The organism is Limimonas halophila (genome assembly GCF_900100655.1).
Taxonomy (GTDB): domain Bacteria; phylum Pseudomonadota; class Alphaproteobacteria; order Kiloniellales; family Rhodovibrionaceae; genus Limimonas; species Limimonas halophila.
This window is the reverse complement of record NZ_FNCE01000008.1, coordinates 70,801-86,516: the sequence shown is the minus strand read 5'-3', so window position 1 is coordinate 86,516 and position 15,716 is coordinate 70,801. Positions and strand designations below refer to the sequence as shown.

General features: G+C 70.4%; 18 protein-coding genes. 11 read left to right on the top strand and 7 right to left on the bottom strand.

All coding sequences use genetic code 11. The annotated features are described in order from the left end of the window. Window positions 1-57: 57 nt before the first annotated feature. From BLQ43_RS10870 to BLQ43_RS10860, 3 genes are all read right to left on the bottom strand, one after another. Window positions 58-522: a hypothetical protein gene (locus BLQ43_RS10870; protein WP_090020717.1), complete on the bottom strand. Its 465-nt coding sequence runs from the start codon at window positions 520-522 to the stop codon at window positions 58-60. Window positions 523-746: 224 nt separating this feature from the next. Beyond that, entirely contained in the window at window positions 747-1,337 is a 591-nt protein-coding gene (locus BLQ43_RS10865) for a GIY-YIG nuclease family protein (RefSeq protein WP_090020715.1), read from the bottom strand. A 33-nt stretch (window positions 1,338-1,370) separates the two neighbouring features. Next, window positions 1,371-2,810 (bottom strand): penicillin-binding protein activator, encoded by a 1,440-nt coding sequence (locus BLQ43_RS10860; protein ID WP_090020713.1) that lies wholly within the window; start codon window positions 2,808-2,810, stop codon window positions 1,371-1,373. On the opposite strand from BLQ43_RS10860, the gene rsmI reads away from it, so the two are divergent. Both rsmI and BLQ43_RS14860 read left to right on the top strand, forming a co-directional pair. Next, window positions 2,792-3,715 carry a 16S rRNA (cytidine(1402)-2'-O)-methyltransferase gene (gene rsmI, locus BLQ43_RS14865; protein WP_090020711.1) on the top strand — a complete coding sequence of 308 codons (924 nt, stop codon included), beginning with the start codon at window positions 2,792-2,794 and terminating at the stop codon, window positions 3,713-3,715. The two genes, BLQ43_RS10860 and rsmI, sit on opposite strands and share 19 nt — an antisense overlap. Continuing rightward, window positions 3,712-4,038, top strand: a complete 327-nt coding sequence (locus BLQ43_RS14860; RefSeq protein WP_090020709.1) for a YraN family protein — start codon at window positions 3,712-3,714, stop codon at window positions 4,036-4,038. Before rsmI ends, BLQ43_RS14860 begins: the two co-directional genes overlap by 4 nt. Window positions 4,039-4,072: 34 nt before the next feature. Here the strand turns inward: BLQ43_RS14860 and BLQ43_RS10845 are convergent, their stop codons facing one another. Continuing rightward, window positions 4,073-4,495, bottom strand: coding sequence for a metallopeptidase family protein (locus BLQ43_RS10845; RefSeq protein WP_090020834.1), 423 nt, complete (start codon window positions 4,493-4,495; stop codon window positions 4,073-4,075). A gap of 96 nt (window positions 4,496-4,591) precedes the next feature. On the opposite strand from BLQ43_RS10845, the gene BLQ43_RS10840 reads away from it, so the two are divergent. From BLQ43_RS10840 to BLQ43_RS10825, 4 genes are all read left to right on the top strand, one after another. Continuing rightward, window positions 4,592-4,891 carry a 4a-hydroxytetrahydrobiopterin dehydratase gene (locus BLQ43_RS10840; protein ID WP_090020707.1) on the top strand — a complete coding sequence of 100 codons (300 nt, stop codon included), beginning with the start codon at window positions 4,592-4,594 and terminating at the stop codon, window positions 4,889-4,891. A 71-nt stretch (window positions 4,892-4,962) separates the two neighbouring features. Beyond that, window positions 4,963-5,361, top strand: a complete 399-nt coding sequence (locus tag BLQ43_RS10835; protein WP_090020705.1) for a hypothetical protein — start codon at window positions 4,963-4,965, stop codon at window positions 5,359-5,361. Beyond that, window positions 5,358-5,849 (top strand): DUF3429 domain-containing protein, encoded by a 492-nt coding sequence (locus BLQ43_RS10830; protein WP_245659554.1) that lies wholly within the window; start codon window positions 5,358-5,360, stop codon window positions 5,847-5,849. Before BLQ43_RS10835 ends, BLQ43_RS10830 begins: the two co-directional genes overlap by 4 nt. A gap of 138 nt (window positions 5,850-5,987) precedes the next feature. Next, on the top strand, window positions 5,988-7,940 hold the full coding sequence (locus BLQ43_RS10825; protein WP_090020703.1) for an acetoacetate--CoA ligase: 1,953 nt from the start codon (window positions 5,988-5,990) through the stop codon (window positions 7,938-7,940). A 47-nt stretch (window positions 7,941-7,987) separates the two neighbouring features. Here the strand turns inward: BLQ43_RS10825 and BLQ43_RS10820 are convergent, their stop codons facing one another. After that, window positions 7,988-8,986, bottom strand: coding sequence for an asparaginase (locus BLQ43_RS10820; protein WP_090020829.1), 999 nt, complete (start codon window positions 8,984-8,986; stop codon window positions 7,988-7,990). A 99-nt stretch (window positions 8,987-9,085) separates the two neighbouring features. Between BLQ43_RS10820 and BLQ43_RS10815 the strand changes: the two genes are divergently transcribed. From BLQ43_RS10815 to BLQ43_RS10800, 4 genes are all read left to right on the top strand, one after another. Further along, on the top strand, window positions 9,086-9,622 hold the full coding sequence (locus BLQ43_RS10815) for an RNA methyltransferase (protein WP_090020701.1): 537 nt from the start codon (window positions 9,086-9,088) through the stop codon (window positions 9,620-9,622). Between the two features lie 29 nt (window positions 9,623-9,651). After that, window positions 9,652-10,176, top strand: a complete 525-nt coding sequence (locus BLQ43_RS10810; RefSeq protein ID WP_090020699.1) for an invasion associated locus B family protein — start codon at window positions 9,652-9,654, stop codon at window positions 10,174-10,176. Between the two features lie 24 nt (window positions 10,177-10,200). Beyond that, a complete protein-coding gene (gene rlmN, locus BLQ43_RS10805) occupies window positions 10,201-11,343 on the top strand; it encodes a dual-specificity RNA methyltransferase RlmN (protein WP_090020697.1) in 1,143 nt (380 codons plus the stop codon). A 151-nt stretch (window positions 11,344-11,494) separates the two neighbouring features. Beyond that, complete coding sequence (locus tag BLQ43_RS10800) at window positions 11,495-13,120, top strand: aspartate:alanine exchanger family transporter (protein ID WP_090020695.1); 1,626 nt, start codon at window positions 11,495-11,497, stop codon at window positions 13,118-13,120. A 15-nt stretch (window positions 13,121-13,135) separates the two neighbouring features. Here the strand turns inward: BLQ43_RS10800 and BLQ43_RS10795 are convergent, their stop codons facing one another. Then, window positions 13,136-13,570, bottom strand: coding sequence for a DUF4149 domain-containing protein (locus BLQ43_RS10795; RefSeq protein WP_090020693.1), 435 nt, complete (start codon window positions 13,568-13,570; stop codon window positions 13,136-13,138). Window positions 13,571-13,695: 125 nt separating this feature from the next. Here BLQ43_RS10795 and BLQ43_RS10790 point away from each other — a divergent pair, with 125 nt between their 5' ends. Next, a complete protein-coding gene (locus BLQ43_RS10790) occupies window positions 13,696-13,920 on the top strand; it encodes a hypothetical protein (RefSeq protein ID WP_090020691.1) in 225 nt (74 codons plus the stop codon). A 7-nt stretch (window positions 13,921-13,927) separates the two neighbouring features. Here BLQ43_RS10790 and odhB read toward each other — a convergent pair whose 3' ends face one another. Continuing rightward, window positions 13,928-15,685, bottom strand: coding sequence for a 2-oxoglutarate dehydrogenase complex dihydrolipoyllysine-residue succinyltransferase (gene odhB, locus BLQ43_RS10785; protein WP_090020689.1), 1,758 nt, complete (start codon window positions 15,683-15,685; stop codon window positions 13,928-13,930). Window positions 15,686-15,716: the final 31 nt, after the last annotated feature.

Below are 15,716 nucleotides of genomic sequence, written 5' to 3'. Positions count from 1 at the left end.
CGTGTAAAAGGCCGGCCCGATGGGGCCGGCCTTCGTGTGGGGGTTAGCTTGTGACCGTTACGCCAGGCCCGGCTCGCGGCGCTGGCGGAAGACGAGGCGGTTCGCGCCCCAGAACACCAGCCCGTAGAGCACGTGCGGCCCGATCGCGGCGACGGCGATCTTCGGTGTCACCGCCATGCCGGCGAAGCCCCAGCCGACAATGGGGAAGAAGAGCGCGACCGCGACGAGGTAGAGCGCGAGCGAGACGAGCGCGATCGTCTTGCCGCTCGGGCGTGCGCCGGTCAGCAGCGCCAGCACCGCGGCCGTCACGCCGGTGACGTAGAGCACGTGGAACAGCAGCCCGACTGGGTCCGGCACCGGGCCGAAGAGCGTCTTCGCGAAGGCGAGGCTGGGTGCCTCGGGCATGGGCGCGATGCCCAGCTTGAACAGCGGAACCGTGACGACGCCCGTGCCGACCGCGACCAGCAGGCCGACCAGGACGGCGCGCAGGATGTCGCCGCGCGCGGTGAGTGCGAGATTCATCGTGACCCCCTTTGTGATGCTGTGCGCGTTTCACGCTGGCCTTGCCCCAGGACATGCCCAAGGTGCACGCGACCCGCTGTGATCGGTCTCACAGGCTTGGCCGCGCAGGGCAAAGGCAGCACACGTGTGCGACATGCGCGTGACGTGCCGGTCGCGGTGGGTTGCACGGGATCAGGGGAAGGGTGCGCTTCACGCCCCGGGCGGCGGGGCTGGCCGGGCCGGACTCAGGAAAGCGCGTCCGCGATGCGTTCGTAGATCGCCTCAAGCTCGCGTGGCGACACGAAGAACCACTCCGCGCCCGCGCCCGGAACCTTTCTGCCGTGCAGGCGAAGGATTCCGTGGATGGACCGTTCCAGCGCCCGCGCGTCATGGGTCTGGATCATCAAGACGAGATGCGGCCGGTCCGGCGTGGAGGTGTGGATCTGGCTGGCGACACGGGAGATGACGTCGCCGGTGCTGCTTCCAACCTTCAACCGGTCCTGCGCGCACGCGTAGCCGTACGCATAGACGCATTCCGGCCCTGTGCCGATTGTCTTGCAGCCGGAGCGGTCCACCGCCGCTTCCGCCGCTTGGATGGCTTCTTCGTCGGTTTCTTCCTCGCCCGGTTCGACATGCCGGACGAGGTCGCGGGCCTGGGCGGGGACGTCTTCGCCCTGGGTGACGTCGGGTTCGCTAAAGCCGTTGGCGGAGGCGTCCGCCAGCACCTCGGCCATCTTTTCCGCCGCCCGGTGTTGCTCGGCTTCGTCCAGCGCCGTGAAATACTGGGACCGCGCGCGGCTGAACTTGGCGCGTTGTCCGGCCAGTTTCGTCGGCATCGCCGTGTCCTCGCGGAGCCCGTCGCGGGGCGGCTAGTTCGTCACCGCGCGGAAGGAATCGGGCGCCGGGTCCAACACCTTCAGTTCGTTGCGCTGCATCTCCATCACGGCATAGCGGCGCTCCACCATGCCGTCGGGGGAGAGGCGGAACAGCCCGTCCACCCCGGCGAAGCCGCTGCGCTGGGTAAGGCGGTCGGCGGCGTAGACCGACGGCCCCGTGCGCTCGCCCTCGGGCGCCTGCCGCGCCAGCACGGCGGCCAGCGCGGTGGCGTCGTAAGCCAGCGAGGCGAGGCGCGGCGGCGCCTCGCCGTAGGCGTCCTGGTACTGCCCGGCGAAGCGCTTCCAGCCCTTGGGCGAGGGCGCGGCGAACCAGCCGCCCACGAGCGCCGGCTCGGTGCCCAGGCTCGGGTCCGCCCAGGTGGAGGTGCCGAGGAACTGCACCTCCGAGGGGTCGACATCGTAATAGGACAGCATGGGCGCAACGGCCTTCAACCGCTTGCCACCCACGGGCACGAGCACGGCGTCGAAGGGGGCCTGCCCGAGCGCGTCCATCGTCTTGAGCTTGTCCAGGGTGGCGTCCGCGCCGTCGCCGTTGCGCTGCTTCACCTCGGCGATGCGCTCTTTCAGCGCCTGTTTGCGCTCGCCGTAATCGCTCAGCCGCTTGACCGGGCCGGAGACGTCGCGGCTGCCGGGTTCGAAGCGCTCGTGCGCCGCCAGCTCGCCGCCGGTCCGCCGGGCCGCCTCGCGCAGGGCGCTCGTGACGATCTCGCCGTAGCCGTTGTCCGGCACCAGGGCGGCGAAGCGCGACAGCCCGCGGCTGCTGGCGAAGCCCACGACGCGCTGCACCTGCGGGCCGGGCATGTGGCCCATGACGTAGACGCCCGCCTGTGCCACGCGGCGGTTGTTGGAAAAGGCCAGCACCGGGACCCGGGCGCCGCGCGCCACGGGGGTTACGGCGCGCACGGAGCTGGAGAACACCGGCCCCAGGATGAGGTTCGCGCCGGCGTCCACGGCCGCGCGCGCGGCGGTCTTGGCGCCGTCCGCCGTGCCCTCGGTGTCGCGGACGATCAGCTCGAACTGCTTGTCCGCGATGTCGAAGAGCGCGAGCTGCGCCGCCCGCTGCATGGCGCGGCCGAGGCCCGCGTTGTCGCCGCTGAGCGGCAGCAGCAGCGCCACGCGCTGGCGGTCCGGGCCGGTGTCGGGCGGCTGCAACTCGATGTCGGGCGGCGCGGCACGCTGCGGCTCGACGTCCAGCTGCGGCGGCTCGGTGTCCCGGTCGCGCAGCTGCTCGCCGACCAGCGGCACCTCGCGCGGCTCGACCGCCGGGCGCTGCGGTTCGGGTTGTGCCTCGGCCTCGGCGGCGGCACGCTCCCGGTCCGCCGTCGTGGAGCAGGCCGCCGCAAGCACGGCCAGCGCCGCACCCGCCGCCAGCCGCGCCAGCCGGTATCCGAGCCATGTCGCCGTCCCAGCCATCGCGCCCTTCCGATCCCTCGCAGGCGGCGTCTCCCGCCGCGGAGGCTAGCGGTGCCGATATCCCCCGGCAAGCCGAGGGGGTTCTTCACGTCGTCGCCACCCCCATCGGCAACCTGCAGGACATCAGCCTGCGCGCGCTCGACATCCTGCGCCAGACCGACGCCGTGGTCTGCGAGGACACCCGCGTCACCGGCAAGCTGCTGGCCGCGCACGGGCTTCAGTGCCCCCTGGTGTCCTACCACGAGCACAACGCCGAGCGGCGCCGGCCCGAGTTGCTCGCGCGCCTGGACGCCGGGGAAACCCTGGCCTTGGTGTCCGACGCCGGCACGCCGCTGATCTCCGATCCCGGCTACAAGCTGGTGCGCGCGGCGCAGGACGCGGGCATCCCCGTGCGTTCGGTGCCGGGCGCCTCGGCGGCCGTGGCGGCGCTGGCCGTCGCCGGGCTGCCCACCGACCGCTTTTTCTTCCAGGGCTTCCTGCCGCACAAGACCAAGGCGCGCCGCGACACCCTGGCCGAGCTGGCGGCCGTGCCGGCGAGCCTCGTGGTCTACGAATCGCCGCAGCGCCTGGGCGCCAGCCTCGCCGACATGGCCGCCGTGCTGGGCGCGCGCGAGGCCGCCGTGGTGCGCGAGCTCACCAAGCGCTTCGAGGAAACGCGCCGCGCCACCCTTCCCGAGCTGGCCGCGCACTATGGCGAAACGACGGCAAAGGGCGAGATCGTCGTCGTCGTCGCGCCGCCCGTGCCCGCCGAGCCGCCCGGCGAGGCCGAGCTGGACGCGCGCCTGCGCGCCGCCCTGGCCGGGCAGAGCGTGCGCGACGCCGTGAGCGAGGTGACGCGGGAAACCGGGCTGCCGCGCAAGCAGGTCTACAAGCGCGCGCTGACGATCAAGGACGAAGATGGATGAAGGGCTGGCGCGCGGAGACGCTGGCGGCGTGGTGGCTGCGGCTGAAGGGCTACCGCATCCTCGCCCGGCGCCACGCCACGCCCGTCGGCGAGATCGACCTGATCGCCCGGCGTGGGCGCTGCCTCGCCTTCGTCGAGGTCAAGGCACGCCCCGACTCCGCGACCGCGCGCCACGCCATCGCGCCGCGCCAGCGCCGGCGCATCGCGCGCGCCGCCGAAGCCTACCTCCAGCGCCGGCCCGAGCTGCACGGCCATGACCTGCGCTTCGACGCCGTTCTCGTGGTGCCGGGGCGGTGGCCGCAGCATCTGCCCAATGCGTTCTGAAACTGGCCCGCGTTTTACTGGGACGAGCGCTGTTTTACCGCGACGACGGCTGCTGTTCGATGCGCTCCATGTCCTCGTCGGAGAAGCCGAAGTGGTGGCCCACCTCGTGGATGAGGACGTGGCGCACGAGTTCGCGCAGGTCTTCGCCGCTTTCGCACCAGTAGTCGAGGATGGGGCGGCGGAAGAGGTAGATCGTGTCGAGGTCCTGCGGCGAGTCCTGCGTGGATTTGCGCAGCAGGTTGACGCCGCGGTAGAGGCCGAGGATGTCGAAGGGCGTCTCCAGGCCCAACTCCTCCATGGTGTCGTCGTCGGGGAAGTCCTCCACACGCACGGTGACGTTCTCCACCCAGCGCCGCAGCTCCTCGGGGATCAGGGCCGTGGCCTCGCGCGCGAGGGCTTCGAGGTCGGCCAGATCGGGCGGCGTGGTGAAGCGGTCGACGTCGTGGAATCGTGCCATGGGCGTCAGGGGTCCGTTCATCGTCTTCGGGGCACTTGACCACCGAAGGGTGTTGGCTCAGCTCTGCACCGGCAATGAAACCAGAGGAGGCAGGTCATGGCCGGTGTTCTCAGCCAGGCCGAACGCGACAGCGCGCTCGCCGAGCTGGACGGCTGGACAGCCGTCGAGGGGCGCGACGCGATCCACAAGTCCTACACGTTCAAGACCTTCAACCAAGCCTTCGCGTTCATGACCCGCGTGGCGCTCGCTGCGGAAAAGATGGACCACCACCCGGAGTGGTTCAACGTTTACAACCGCGTGGACATCACGCTTTCGAGCCACGACGTCGGCGGCGTGAGCCAGCGCGACGTCGATCTGGCGAAGAAGGCGGAGCGCTTCGCGGCCAGTTTCGGCTGAGTAGCGGGTTCTTGCGGGCGCGAGGCGGGCGGGGCTTGCGGGCCCGACGGTGGTGCCCGCACACTTGCCGCATGTTCCGCCTGCCGGACTGGAGCGTGGACCGGGAGCGCTACGCGCGCGACGCCGAAACCGTCGAGCACGGCTTTTGGGCGCGCGTGCGCGAGCACCTGGGCGGCACGGCGCGCCTGGAAGACGGCGTGACGCTGTACTACTGCGCCGTCGATCCGCGCACCCCGCTGAAAGTGAAAGCCCTGCTGATGGCGGCGTTGGCGGCCTTCGTCACCCCGGCGCGCGGGCCGGTGCGTGTGCTCGGCTCGCTGGCCGGGCTGAACGCGAGCGCGCTCTTCGCCAAGGCGCTGGCGGCGGCGCGGGCGCACGTGCGCGACGAGCACCGCGAGCGCGCGCGGGCCGCGTTGGCCCGGCTCCGGGCGTCATCGTCCAAGGAGTCATCGTCCGAGGAGCCGTCGTGAGCGATCGGGCGGTATCCGGCGGCGCGGCGGCCGGCGCGGACGTGCCGCGGCCGGCGGCCGTCTACGGCGGCGCCGGGCTGATTCCCTTCGTCGCGTGCACCGTCCTGGTTTGGGTGCTGCCGCCCGGCTGGGCGAACTTCGCGCTCGACGTGCTGCTGGGCTACGGGGCCGTGATCCTGAGCTTCCTGGGCGCGGTGCACTGGGGGCTGGCGCTGGCCGACCCGGGCGGCGCACGCGCGGATGCCGGCTGGCGGCGGCTGGGTTGGTCGGTGACGCCGGCGCTGCTCGCCTGGGTGTCGCTGGTGCTGGTGCCGCTGGGCGGGCTGGTGCTCCAGGTGATCGGCTTCACGGCCGCCTTCTTCGCCGATCTGCGCGCCGTGCGCCTGGGGCGGGTTCCGGCGTGGTACCGCCGCCTGCGCCGGCCGCTGACGGTGGTGGTGCTGCTGTGCCTCGCGGCGGCGGCCGTCCGGGTGGCTGTCATCGGTTAAGTCCCGGCGTGTCGGGCATTGTTCGCGGGGCGGCGCATCGCTAGTGTGCGGCGCACATAAACGGCCCCGGTCGGCTGGGAACACCAGCGAAGCACGGGGCGGCGCAGCGGAGAGCGCGGACAAGCAGGGAGGTCCGGCATGTCGACGCCGATGTGGGAGCCGTCGCCCGAGCGCGTGCAGCAGGCCAACGTCACGCAGTTTCTCGACCGTCTCGCCAGCAAGTGGGACGTCCACTGCGACAGCTTCGACGAGCTGTGGCGGTATTCCGTGCGCGACGGCGACGCCATGGCGACCTTCTGGCGCGCGCTTTGGGATTATTCGGGGGTGATCGCCGCGCAACAGGGCGACACCGTCATTCAGGACTACCCCAAGATGCCGGGGGCGCGCTTCTTTCCGGACGCCAAGCTGAACTACGCGGAGAACCTGCTGCGTCGGCGCGACAGCGCGGACGCCATCGTCTTCTGGGGCGAGGACCAGGTCCGCCGCAGCCTGACCCACGGCGAGCTGTACGACCGCGTCGCGCGGCTGACGCAGGTGCTGCGCGAGGAGGGCGTCCAGCCGGGCGACCGCGTGGCCGCCTGCCTGCCCAACATGCCGGAGACGGTGATCGCGCTGCTGGCCACCGCGGCCGTCGGCGGCATCTTCAGCTCGTGCTCGCCCGACTTCGGCACCGAGGTGGTCATGGACCGCTTCGGCCAGATCGAGCCCAAGGTGCTGCTGGTCACCGACGCCTACTACTACAACGGCAAGGCGCGCGACGCCCGCGCGACGGCCGTGGAGGTCGCGAACCGGCTGCCCTCGCTCAACCGCGTGCTGCTGGTCCCCTACGCGGGCGACGGGGATGCGAGCCCCATCCCCAAGGGCCAGCGGATCGACGAGGCCGAGGCGCGCCATCCGGCGGGCGCGATCGACTTTGAGCCCATGCCGTTTAACCACCCGGTCTATATTCTTTTCACGTCCGGAACGACCGGGAAACCGAAATGCATCGCCCATTCGGCTGGCGGCGTGCTGCTCAAGCATCTGTGCGAGCACCAGCTCCACGCCGACATCAAGGCCGGCGACCGGGTGTACTACTTCACCACCTGCGGCTGGATGATGTGGAACTGGCTGGTCTCCGGCCTGGCGAGCGGCGCGACGATCGTGCTCTACGACGGCTCGCCGCTCTACCCGGACTGGCGCACGCAGTTCCGCATGGCCGAGCAGGAGCGCGTGACCTTCTTCGGCACCAGCGCCAAGTTCATCGACCACCTGGGCAACGAGGGCGCGCGGCCCAAGGACGAGTTCGACCTCTCGCCCTTGCGCACGATCGCCTCGACCGGCTCGCCGCTGATGGCGGAGGGCTTCGACGCCGTCTACAACAATGTGAAAACCGACGTGCACCTGTCCTCGATCTCCGGCGGCACGGACATCGTCGGCTGCTTCGTGGACGGCAATCCGGTCGGCCCCGTCTACCGCGGCGAGATCCAGACGCCCGTGCTGGGCATGGACGTCGACATCTACGACCAGCAGGGCAATTCCCTGCCGCCGGGCGAGAAGGGCGAGCTGGTGTGCCGGCAGCCCTTCCCGTCGATGCCGCCCTTCTTCTGGAACGATCCGGGTGGGGAGCGCTTCCACAAGGCCTACTTCGCCACCTTCCCGGGCATCTGGCACCACGGCGACTTCGCGGCGAAGACGGAGACCGGCGGCTTCATCATCTACGGCCGCTCGGACGCCACGCTGAACCCCGGCGGCGTGCGCATCGGCACGGCGGAGATCTACCGTCAGGTGGAAAAGCTGGACGAGGTGCTGGAATCCATCGTCGCCGGGCAGCAGACGGGCGACGACGAGCGCGTGGTGCTCTTCGTGCGCCTCGTCGAAGGCCAGGAGCTGACCGACGAGCTGGTCGAGCGCATTAAGACGACGATCCGCAAGGGCGCCTCGCCGCGCCATGTGCCCGCCCGCGTGCTCCAGGTGCCGGATATCCCGCGCACGCGCTCGGGCAAGATCGTGGAGCTGGCGGTGGCCGACGTGCTCCACGGCCGCGAGGTGCGCAACCGCGACGCCCTCGCCAACCCCGAAGCGCTGGAACACTTCACCAACGTGCCAGACTGATCCGGCCTTGAAATCGCGCCTCCTTCAGTCGCGCCGTGGGGCGGTTGTCACCCGTCCCACGGCGCGGTGCAGCGGATCGTGCCGACGCGCTCGCCCGCGCGGGTGGTGACCGGCGGTTCCAGCAGGTCCGTCAGCGCTTCGCGGTCCGCGTCGGTGAGGCGCTGAAGCCGGTCCAGCAGGGCGAGCGCGATCGCGTTCGCCGCCCGCGCCGCGCCGTCGTCCACCTTGACCGCGAAGCCCAGGCCCAGGTCGGGGCAACAGCCGGCCATCACGCCCTCGGCGCCGCCCTTGACGATCGCGCCCTCGCCCAGCCGGTCGAGCACGCGCGTCACCGCGCGTCCCCGGCCCGCGACCATCGCCGGGTGCGCCGCCATGGCCCGCCGGATGCGGGCGCAGGCGGCGATGCGCCGGTCGGGCTGGTCGTCGGGGTCGCCCAGGCGCGCCATCGCCAGCGCCAGGTTGCCGAGCGGGAAGGCGATCGTGGGCACGCCGCAGCCGTCGGTGGCGCGGGCGTGGGCCGTCAGGTCGCCCAGCCCCGTCATCTGCTCCAGCACGCCCAGGACGCGCTGCTGCACCGGGTGCTCGAAGGCCGCGTAGCCCGCGGTCGGCGCGCCCAGGTGCCGGGCGAGCGCCAGGAAGCCGGCGTGCTTGCCCGAGCAGTTGTCGCGCAGCCGCTCCAGGGGCGGCGCGGCCGCGTTGCAGACCAGATCGCCGCCGCCGAGGCCGAGCCGGTGCAGCCAGCCCTCGACCGTTTCCACGTGCTCGCGCGCGCCGGCGTGGCTGCCGCAGGCGACCGCCAGCTCGGCGTCGCCGACGTCCAGCGCCTCGGCCGCGCCCGATTCCACCAGCGGCAGAGCCTGCAAGGGCTTGATGGCGGAGCGGGGGTAGACGGGCGCTTCCACCGCGCCGGCGCGCAGCACCACGCGGCCGTCGGTGTCGACGACGGCGACGGCGGCGCGGTGGCGGCTCTCCACGCGCGCGCCGCGCGTGACCTCGACGCAGACGGGGTTGGGGGCGCTTGCGGAATCGCGCTCAGGGGCGGGCATGGCCACCATCCGGAACCGGCATGACCGGGCATCCAAGAACGGTTGCGGGAGCGAAAACACCTTGCCCGCGCCGGGGGCGGCGTGCAAGGTTCCGCCGCCATGCGGGGTTATTTCGGGATCGGCGTCGAAAACATCAGCAAGCCCATGAACTTGGGCAACCTGCTGCGGTCGGCCAACGCCTTCGGCGCCAGCTTCTTCTTCACGGTGAACGCCGCGTTCGACGCGGAGCAGGTGGCCATGTCCGACACCTCGGACGCGGTGCGGCACCTGCCGCTCTACACCTACGCCGGGGTGGACGCGCTGCAGCTGCCGCACAAGTGCCGCCTGATCGGGGTGGAATTCACCGAGGAATCGGCGGAGCTTCCCTCCTTTTATCACCCCGTGGCCGCCGCCTATATTCTGGGCCGGGAACGCGGCAGCCTGTCGCCCGAGATGCAGGCGCGCTGCGACGCCCTGGTCAAGATCCCGACAAAGTTCTGCGTGAACGTCGGGGTCGCGGGCGCGATCGTCATGTACGACAGGGTCATCAGTCTCGGCCGCTTCGCCCGGCGGCCGCTCAACGAACGAAGCGCACCGGGCCCGGCCGCCAAGCCGGGCCGCCCGGCGCAGCCGAGCGATGCTGCGCCCGAGAGGTGATCGACAACGCCACGAGGGGGTTGCCCGCCGTGAAAGCGAAGCTCGTCGCCGCCGTCGCCGGCCTGCTCCTGGGCGCGGCGGTTCTTCCCGGCCGCGTTGATGCGCAGGACATCCGCCGCCTGGGCACCTTCGACCACTGGAGCGCCTACACCTACACCGAGGACGGCAACAAGGTGTGCTATCAGGCGAGCCAGCCGCAGAAGGACGAGGGCGATTACGACCAGCGCGGCGACATCTACGCCATGGTCACCCACCGGCCGGCGAAGGGCACGCAGGACGTGGTCAGCTTCGTCATCGGCTATCCGTTCAAGAAGGACAGCCGCGTGAAGGTGACGATCGACGGCGAGAAGACCTTCACCCTCTTCACCCACAAGGACACCGCCTGGGCGCCGGATTCGCAGACGGACTCGGCGCTGGTGGAGGCGATGGTTTCCGGTGGTACGATGGTGGTCGAGGGCACCTCGGACAAAGGCACCGAGACGACGGACACCTACTCCCTCATCGGCTTCACCGACGCGCACAACGCCATCAACGAGGCGTGCAACGTCAACTGACCGGCCCACGGACCGCGACCCGGGATGACCCAGGACACCCACGCCCGCGCCTTCGCCCCGCCCAAGCAGACCGCGGAACACCTCGTCGGCCTCGACCGCGAGGAGCTGTCGGCGCGCGTGCAGGAACTGGGCGAGCCCAGGTTCCGCGCCAAGCAGCTGTGGCACTGGATCTACCACCACGGCGCCACGGACTTTCAGGGCATGTCGTCGCTGGCCAAGGGCTTCCGGGCCAAGCTGAGCGAGCGGCACAGCGTCGCGCGGCCGGCCGTGAAGATGGACCGCACCTCACAGGACGGCACGCGCAAGTGGCTGGTGCGCCTGCGCGACCTGCAAGAGATCGAGAGCGTCTTCATCCCCGAGGCCGACCGGGGCACGCTGTGCATCTCCTCCCAGGTGGGCTGCACGCTGACCTGCCGCTTCTGCCACACGGGCACGCAGCGCCTCGTGCGCAACCTCTCGGCCGGCGAGATCCTGGAGCAGATCATGCTGGCCCGGGATTCCCTGGACGAGTGGCCCACGCCCAAGGACGGGCGGCGGCTGACCAACATCGTGCTCATGGGCATGGGCGAGCCGCTGTACAACTACGACCAGGTCGCGAAGGCCATGCGGATCGCCATGGACCCCGAGGGCCTGGGCTTCTCGCGCCGCCGGATCACGCTCTCCACCTCCGGTGTCGTGCCCATGATGCAGCGCTGCGGCGAGGAGCTGGGCGTTAACCTGGCCGTGTCGCTGCACGCCGTGCGCGACGAGCTGCGCGACTGGCTGGTGCCGCTGAACAAGAAGTACCCGCTGGACCAGCTGCTGGCGGCCTGCCGCGCCTATCCGGGCATCAACAATGCGCGGCGCATCACCTTCGAGTACGTGATGCTCAAGGACGTGAACGACAGCCCCGCCGACGCGCGCGAGCTGGTGCGCCTCTTGGACGGCATCCCGGCCAAGGTGAACCTCATCCCCTTCAATCCCTGGCCGGGGACGGAGTTCGAGTGCTCCTCGGACGAAACGGTGGAGCGCTTCTCGGACATCCTCTACGAGGCCAACCTCTCCGCGCCCATCCGCGCGCCGCGCGGGCGCGACATCCAGGCCGCCTGCGGCCAGCTGCGTTCGGAATCCCAGCGCCAGAAGAAGACGGTGCGCCAAGCGAGCGAGGCGGCGCCGGCGGAGGCATAAGCCGGCGCATCGCTTTCGCCGCGTCGATCGGTTTACCGCTTTGCAATACCGGCTACCGTGACGGGGCCGACGATCCCGCCGTTCCGGGCGGCGGGATCACGCTTCCCAGCGTTTCCATCGCAGCCCACGCCACGGCGCCACGAGCCCCACCATGCCGGACGCCTCGGACCTCGTCCCGCTCACCTTTTACTTTCAGAAGCAGGACTTGCTGATCACCTTCCTGGTGATCCTGCTGGGCATCGGCTTCGGCAACCTGCGCATCAAGGGCGTGGGCTTCGGCGCCAGCGGTGTGCTCATCGTCGCGATGGTGTTCGGCTACGTCTTCGCGCCGGAGCCGGTTCGCATCCTCCAGAACCTGGGTATCGTGCTCTTCCTGCTCAGTGTCGGGCTGGAAGCGGGGCCCACCTTCTTTCGCGCCTTCAAGCAGTACGGGCGCAAATTCATCGCCAACGTGCTCGCCCTCCTGGGCATCGCCGCCGTCAACACCGTCGCCATCATCGCGTTGAGCGGCGTGCCCATCGGGATCGGCCTGGGGCTGTTCGCCGGCGCCTTCACCTCCAGCCCCGCGCTCGTCAGCGCGCTCCAGTTTTCGCCCGAGAGCGAGGTGATCTTCGGCTACGGCGTCGCCTATCCCTTCGGCCTGATGGGCGTGATCCTGTTCATCTCGGTGGCGATGCAGGTGCTGCGCCCGCGCATGGAGGCCGAAGTGGCCGCGCGCAGCCAGCTTTCCGCGGCGACCTACCGGGTCGACAACCCCGACTTCGACGGGGTGCTGCTGCGCGACATCGAGCTGTTCACCGATCACAACGTCGTGGTGTCCGGCATTCTGCGCGAGCGCACGCTGCGCACCGCCAGCGGCAGCACGGCGCTGCTGAAGGGTGACGTCGTGCGCCTGGAAGGGCGCAAGGCTGACATCGAAACGGTGGGCGAAAAGCTCGGGAGCGCGGTCGAGGACATTCCGAGCGAAGATTCCGAACTCGACACCCGATCGATCGTGGTCGAGAACACCTCGGTTCTCAATCGCTCGATCAGCGATCTCGGGCTTCGGCTGCTGTTCAACGTGGCTGTAACCCGCGTTGTGCGCAACAACGTGGAATTCGTTCCCCGCCACGACCTGGAGTTGGCGTTCGGCGACGTGGTGGTCGCGGTGGGCACGCCGTATCAGCTCGATCAGTTGGAGATGTATCTCGGCCACGAACACCAGGCGGTCGCGCGGCGGGTCGATATCGGCTCGCTGGGCGCGACGCTGTTCCTGGCGTTCGCCATCGGCGGGATCGTGGTGCCGATGCCGGTGCTGGGGAATTTCTCGCTGGGGATCGCCGGGGGCGCGCTGATTTCCGGGCTCGTGTTCGGCCACTTCGGCAAGATCGGCAACTTCATCGGCCGCTTCCCGCGCAACGCCACGGCGGTGCTCAAGGAATTGGGCCTGGCGCTCTTCTTCGCCCAGCTGGGCTTCGAAACCGGGCAGAGCTTCGTCGAATTCCTCGATTTCGACGCGATCTTTTACGCCGCGTATGCCGTGCTGCTGGCGGTGGTGCCGATGGCGGGCAGCTTTCTGGCGGGGCACTATCTGCTGCGCATCCCCGTCAGCGAGTGCTTCGGCGTGATCTGCGGCGGCATGACCTTCACGCCGGGACTGGACGTGATCCGTCAGATGGACAGCTCCGAGCGCCCGGTGGTCGCCTACTCCTCGGTCTATCCGGTCGCGCTCATCCTCATCATCGCCGTGGTTCAGGGCATGAACCTGGCGCTCGTGGCGTTGGGGGCGGGCGGTTGACGGCACGCGGGCATCTCACGCCACCGCGATCAGGCGCACCAGGATCACGGCGGCGGCCAGAAACTGCGCCGCGTTGAGCCAGACGGAGACGCGGTGCAGGCGCTGAAATCGGGTGCCGGCGGCTTCATCTCCGGCCACCTCGCGGTCGCGCAGCGCGTTGATTCGCGGCATGAGCCCCTGGCGCGCCACCAGGAAGGCGATGGCCACGAGGGCCAGCACGCCCGCGTCGACGGGCAGCACCGGGATCGCCGCCAAGGCCGCCACGGCGGCAAAGGCGAACATCACCAGATAGTAGACGGGAAAGATCCGCCGGATGAAATGTCCGGCGCTCGCCGTGTCCAGCGTGGTGAACACCATGGGCGCGGTGACGGCGGCGAAGAACAGCATGCCGCCGACCAGCAGGGCGGCGGCGAAAGCGGCCAGCGTGGCAAAGGACAGGATCGCGCTCATGGCCCCCACAATGGCGCACTGACGCGCACCGTCCAGCCCGTGAACGGTGGTCGCGCCGGGTGGTGTGGTGGGGCGCGGCGTGAAATGCTGCGCCGCCGAGGTGGCTGCGAACGGGGACGGACGACGTGGACGCGCGCGAATTCCTGGGCTACGCGCTGGGCACCGCCTTCGTGCTGGCGGTCATGGGCGCAGTGGCGGCGCTGATCGTGCTCGTGGTCACGGCCGTGCCGCTCTTGGTGATCCTGTTTCCCATGACGATCGGGGCGGTGGCGCTGGTCATCGCCGTCGGCTACGTCCGCCACCGCCGGGACAGGCGGCGGCGCGCGCGCCGCGACCGCCGCTCGCCGTAAGCCCGCTTCACATCTGCAGCAGCAGGCGCGCCGGATCCTCCAGGCACTCCTTCAGGCGGACGAGGAAGGTCACGGCCTCGCGGCCGTCCACCAGCCGGTGGTCGTAGGAGAGCGCGACGTACATCATCGGCCGGATCTCGACCGTGCCGTTCACCGCCACTGGGCGCTCCTTGATGGCGTGCATGCCCAGGATGCCCGACTGCGGCGGGTTGATGATGGGCGTGGACAGCAGCGAGCCGAAGACGCCGCCGTTGGTCATCGAGAAGGTGGCGCCCTGTAGGTCGTCCATCTTCAGCTTGTTGTCGCGGCCCTTCTTGGCCAGTTCGCGCAGGGACGACTCGATCTCGGCCATGGACTTCTGGTCCACATCGCGCACCACGGGAACCATCAGGCCGCTCGGCGTGGAGACCGCCATGCCGATGTCGTAGTAGTGGTGGTAGACGATCTCGTCGCCCTCGATCGAGGCGTTGAGTTCCGGCAGCTCCTTGAGGGCTTGCACCACCGCCTTGGCGAAGAAGGACGACATGCCCAGGCGCGTGCCGTGCGCCTTCTCGAAGTCCTCCTTGTAGCGGGCGCGGATGTCGTTGACCGCGGACATGTCGACCTCGTTGAAGGTCGACAGCATGGCCGCGGTGTTCTGCGCCTCCTTGAGGCGCTTGGCGATGGTCTGGCGCAGGCGCGTCATGCGCACGCGCTCGACCGGCTTGGCGGCCTCGCCGCCCTTGGCCTCGGCGGGCTGAGCGGGTGCCTGTTGTGTGGGCTGCTGTTGCGGCGCCGGGGCCTGGGTGGGCGCCTGGGGCGTCAGCAGCTCTTTGCGCCCTTCGACGACGTCCATGACGTCCTGCTTGGTGATGCGACCGCCGGGGCCGCTGGGCGGGATGCGCGTGGGGTCCAGGTCGTGCTCCTGCACGAGGGTACGCACGGCCGGGCTCAGGTCCTCGGGCGCGACGGTGTTGGGGCCCGTGCCCAGGAAGCGCTCCAGATCCCCGCGCGTGATCGTGTCGCCGCTGCGCGGGGCCTGGTTGGGATTGAGCCCGCCGGCGGGCGCGCCCGTCCCGCCAGCCGGAGCGGTTTCCGCTTCCGCCTTGGCGGGTGCGGCTGCGGGTTCGCTCGCGGCCGGGGCCGCCGCCTTGGCCGGGGCGCCCGCGCCTTCCCGCACGCGCGCGACCACCGTGCCGACCTGCACGGTGTCGCCCGCGGCGACCAGCTGCTCGGCGAGCGTGCCGGTGGCCGGGGCATTGACCTCCAGCGTCACCTTGTCGGTTTCCAGCTCGGCGATGGCCTCGTCCTGCTCGACCGCGTCGCCGACGCCCTTGATCCACTGGCCGAGCGTCGCCTCGCTGACCGACTCACCCATACTCGGCACGGCCACGTCGTGCGTGGCGCCGCCCGAACGGCCACCGGCGGGCGGGGCAGCGGCTTCCCCCTGCGGCTGGGACGCGGCGGGCTGAGCCTGGCCGTCGCCAGCGGGGGTGGGCTGGGCCTCACCCGAAGAGGCGGCCAGTTGCGCCTGACCGGCGCCGGCGGCGGCTTCGCCGACGCGCCCGATGACGCTGCCGACGGCCACGGTTTCCCCGGCGGGCACCAGGATTTCGCTGATCACGCCGGCGCTGGGGGCGTTGACCTCGAGCGTGACCTTGTCGGTTTCCAACTCGGCGATGGGCTCGTCCTGCTCCACCGTATCGCCGGCCTGCTTGAGCCACTGGCCGATCTCGGCCTCGCTCACGGATTCGCCCAGGTTCGGAACCGTGATGTCGGTCGCCATCGTTTCCCCTGTTTCGTCCTGATCCGGCGCC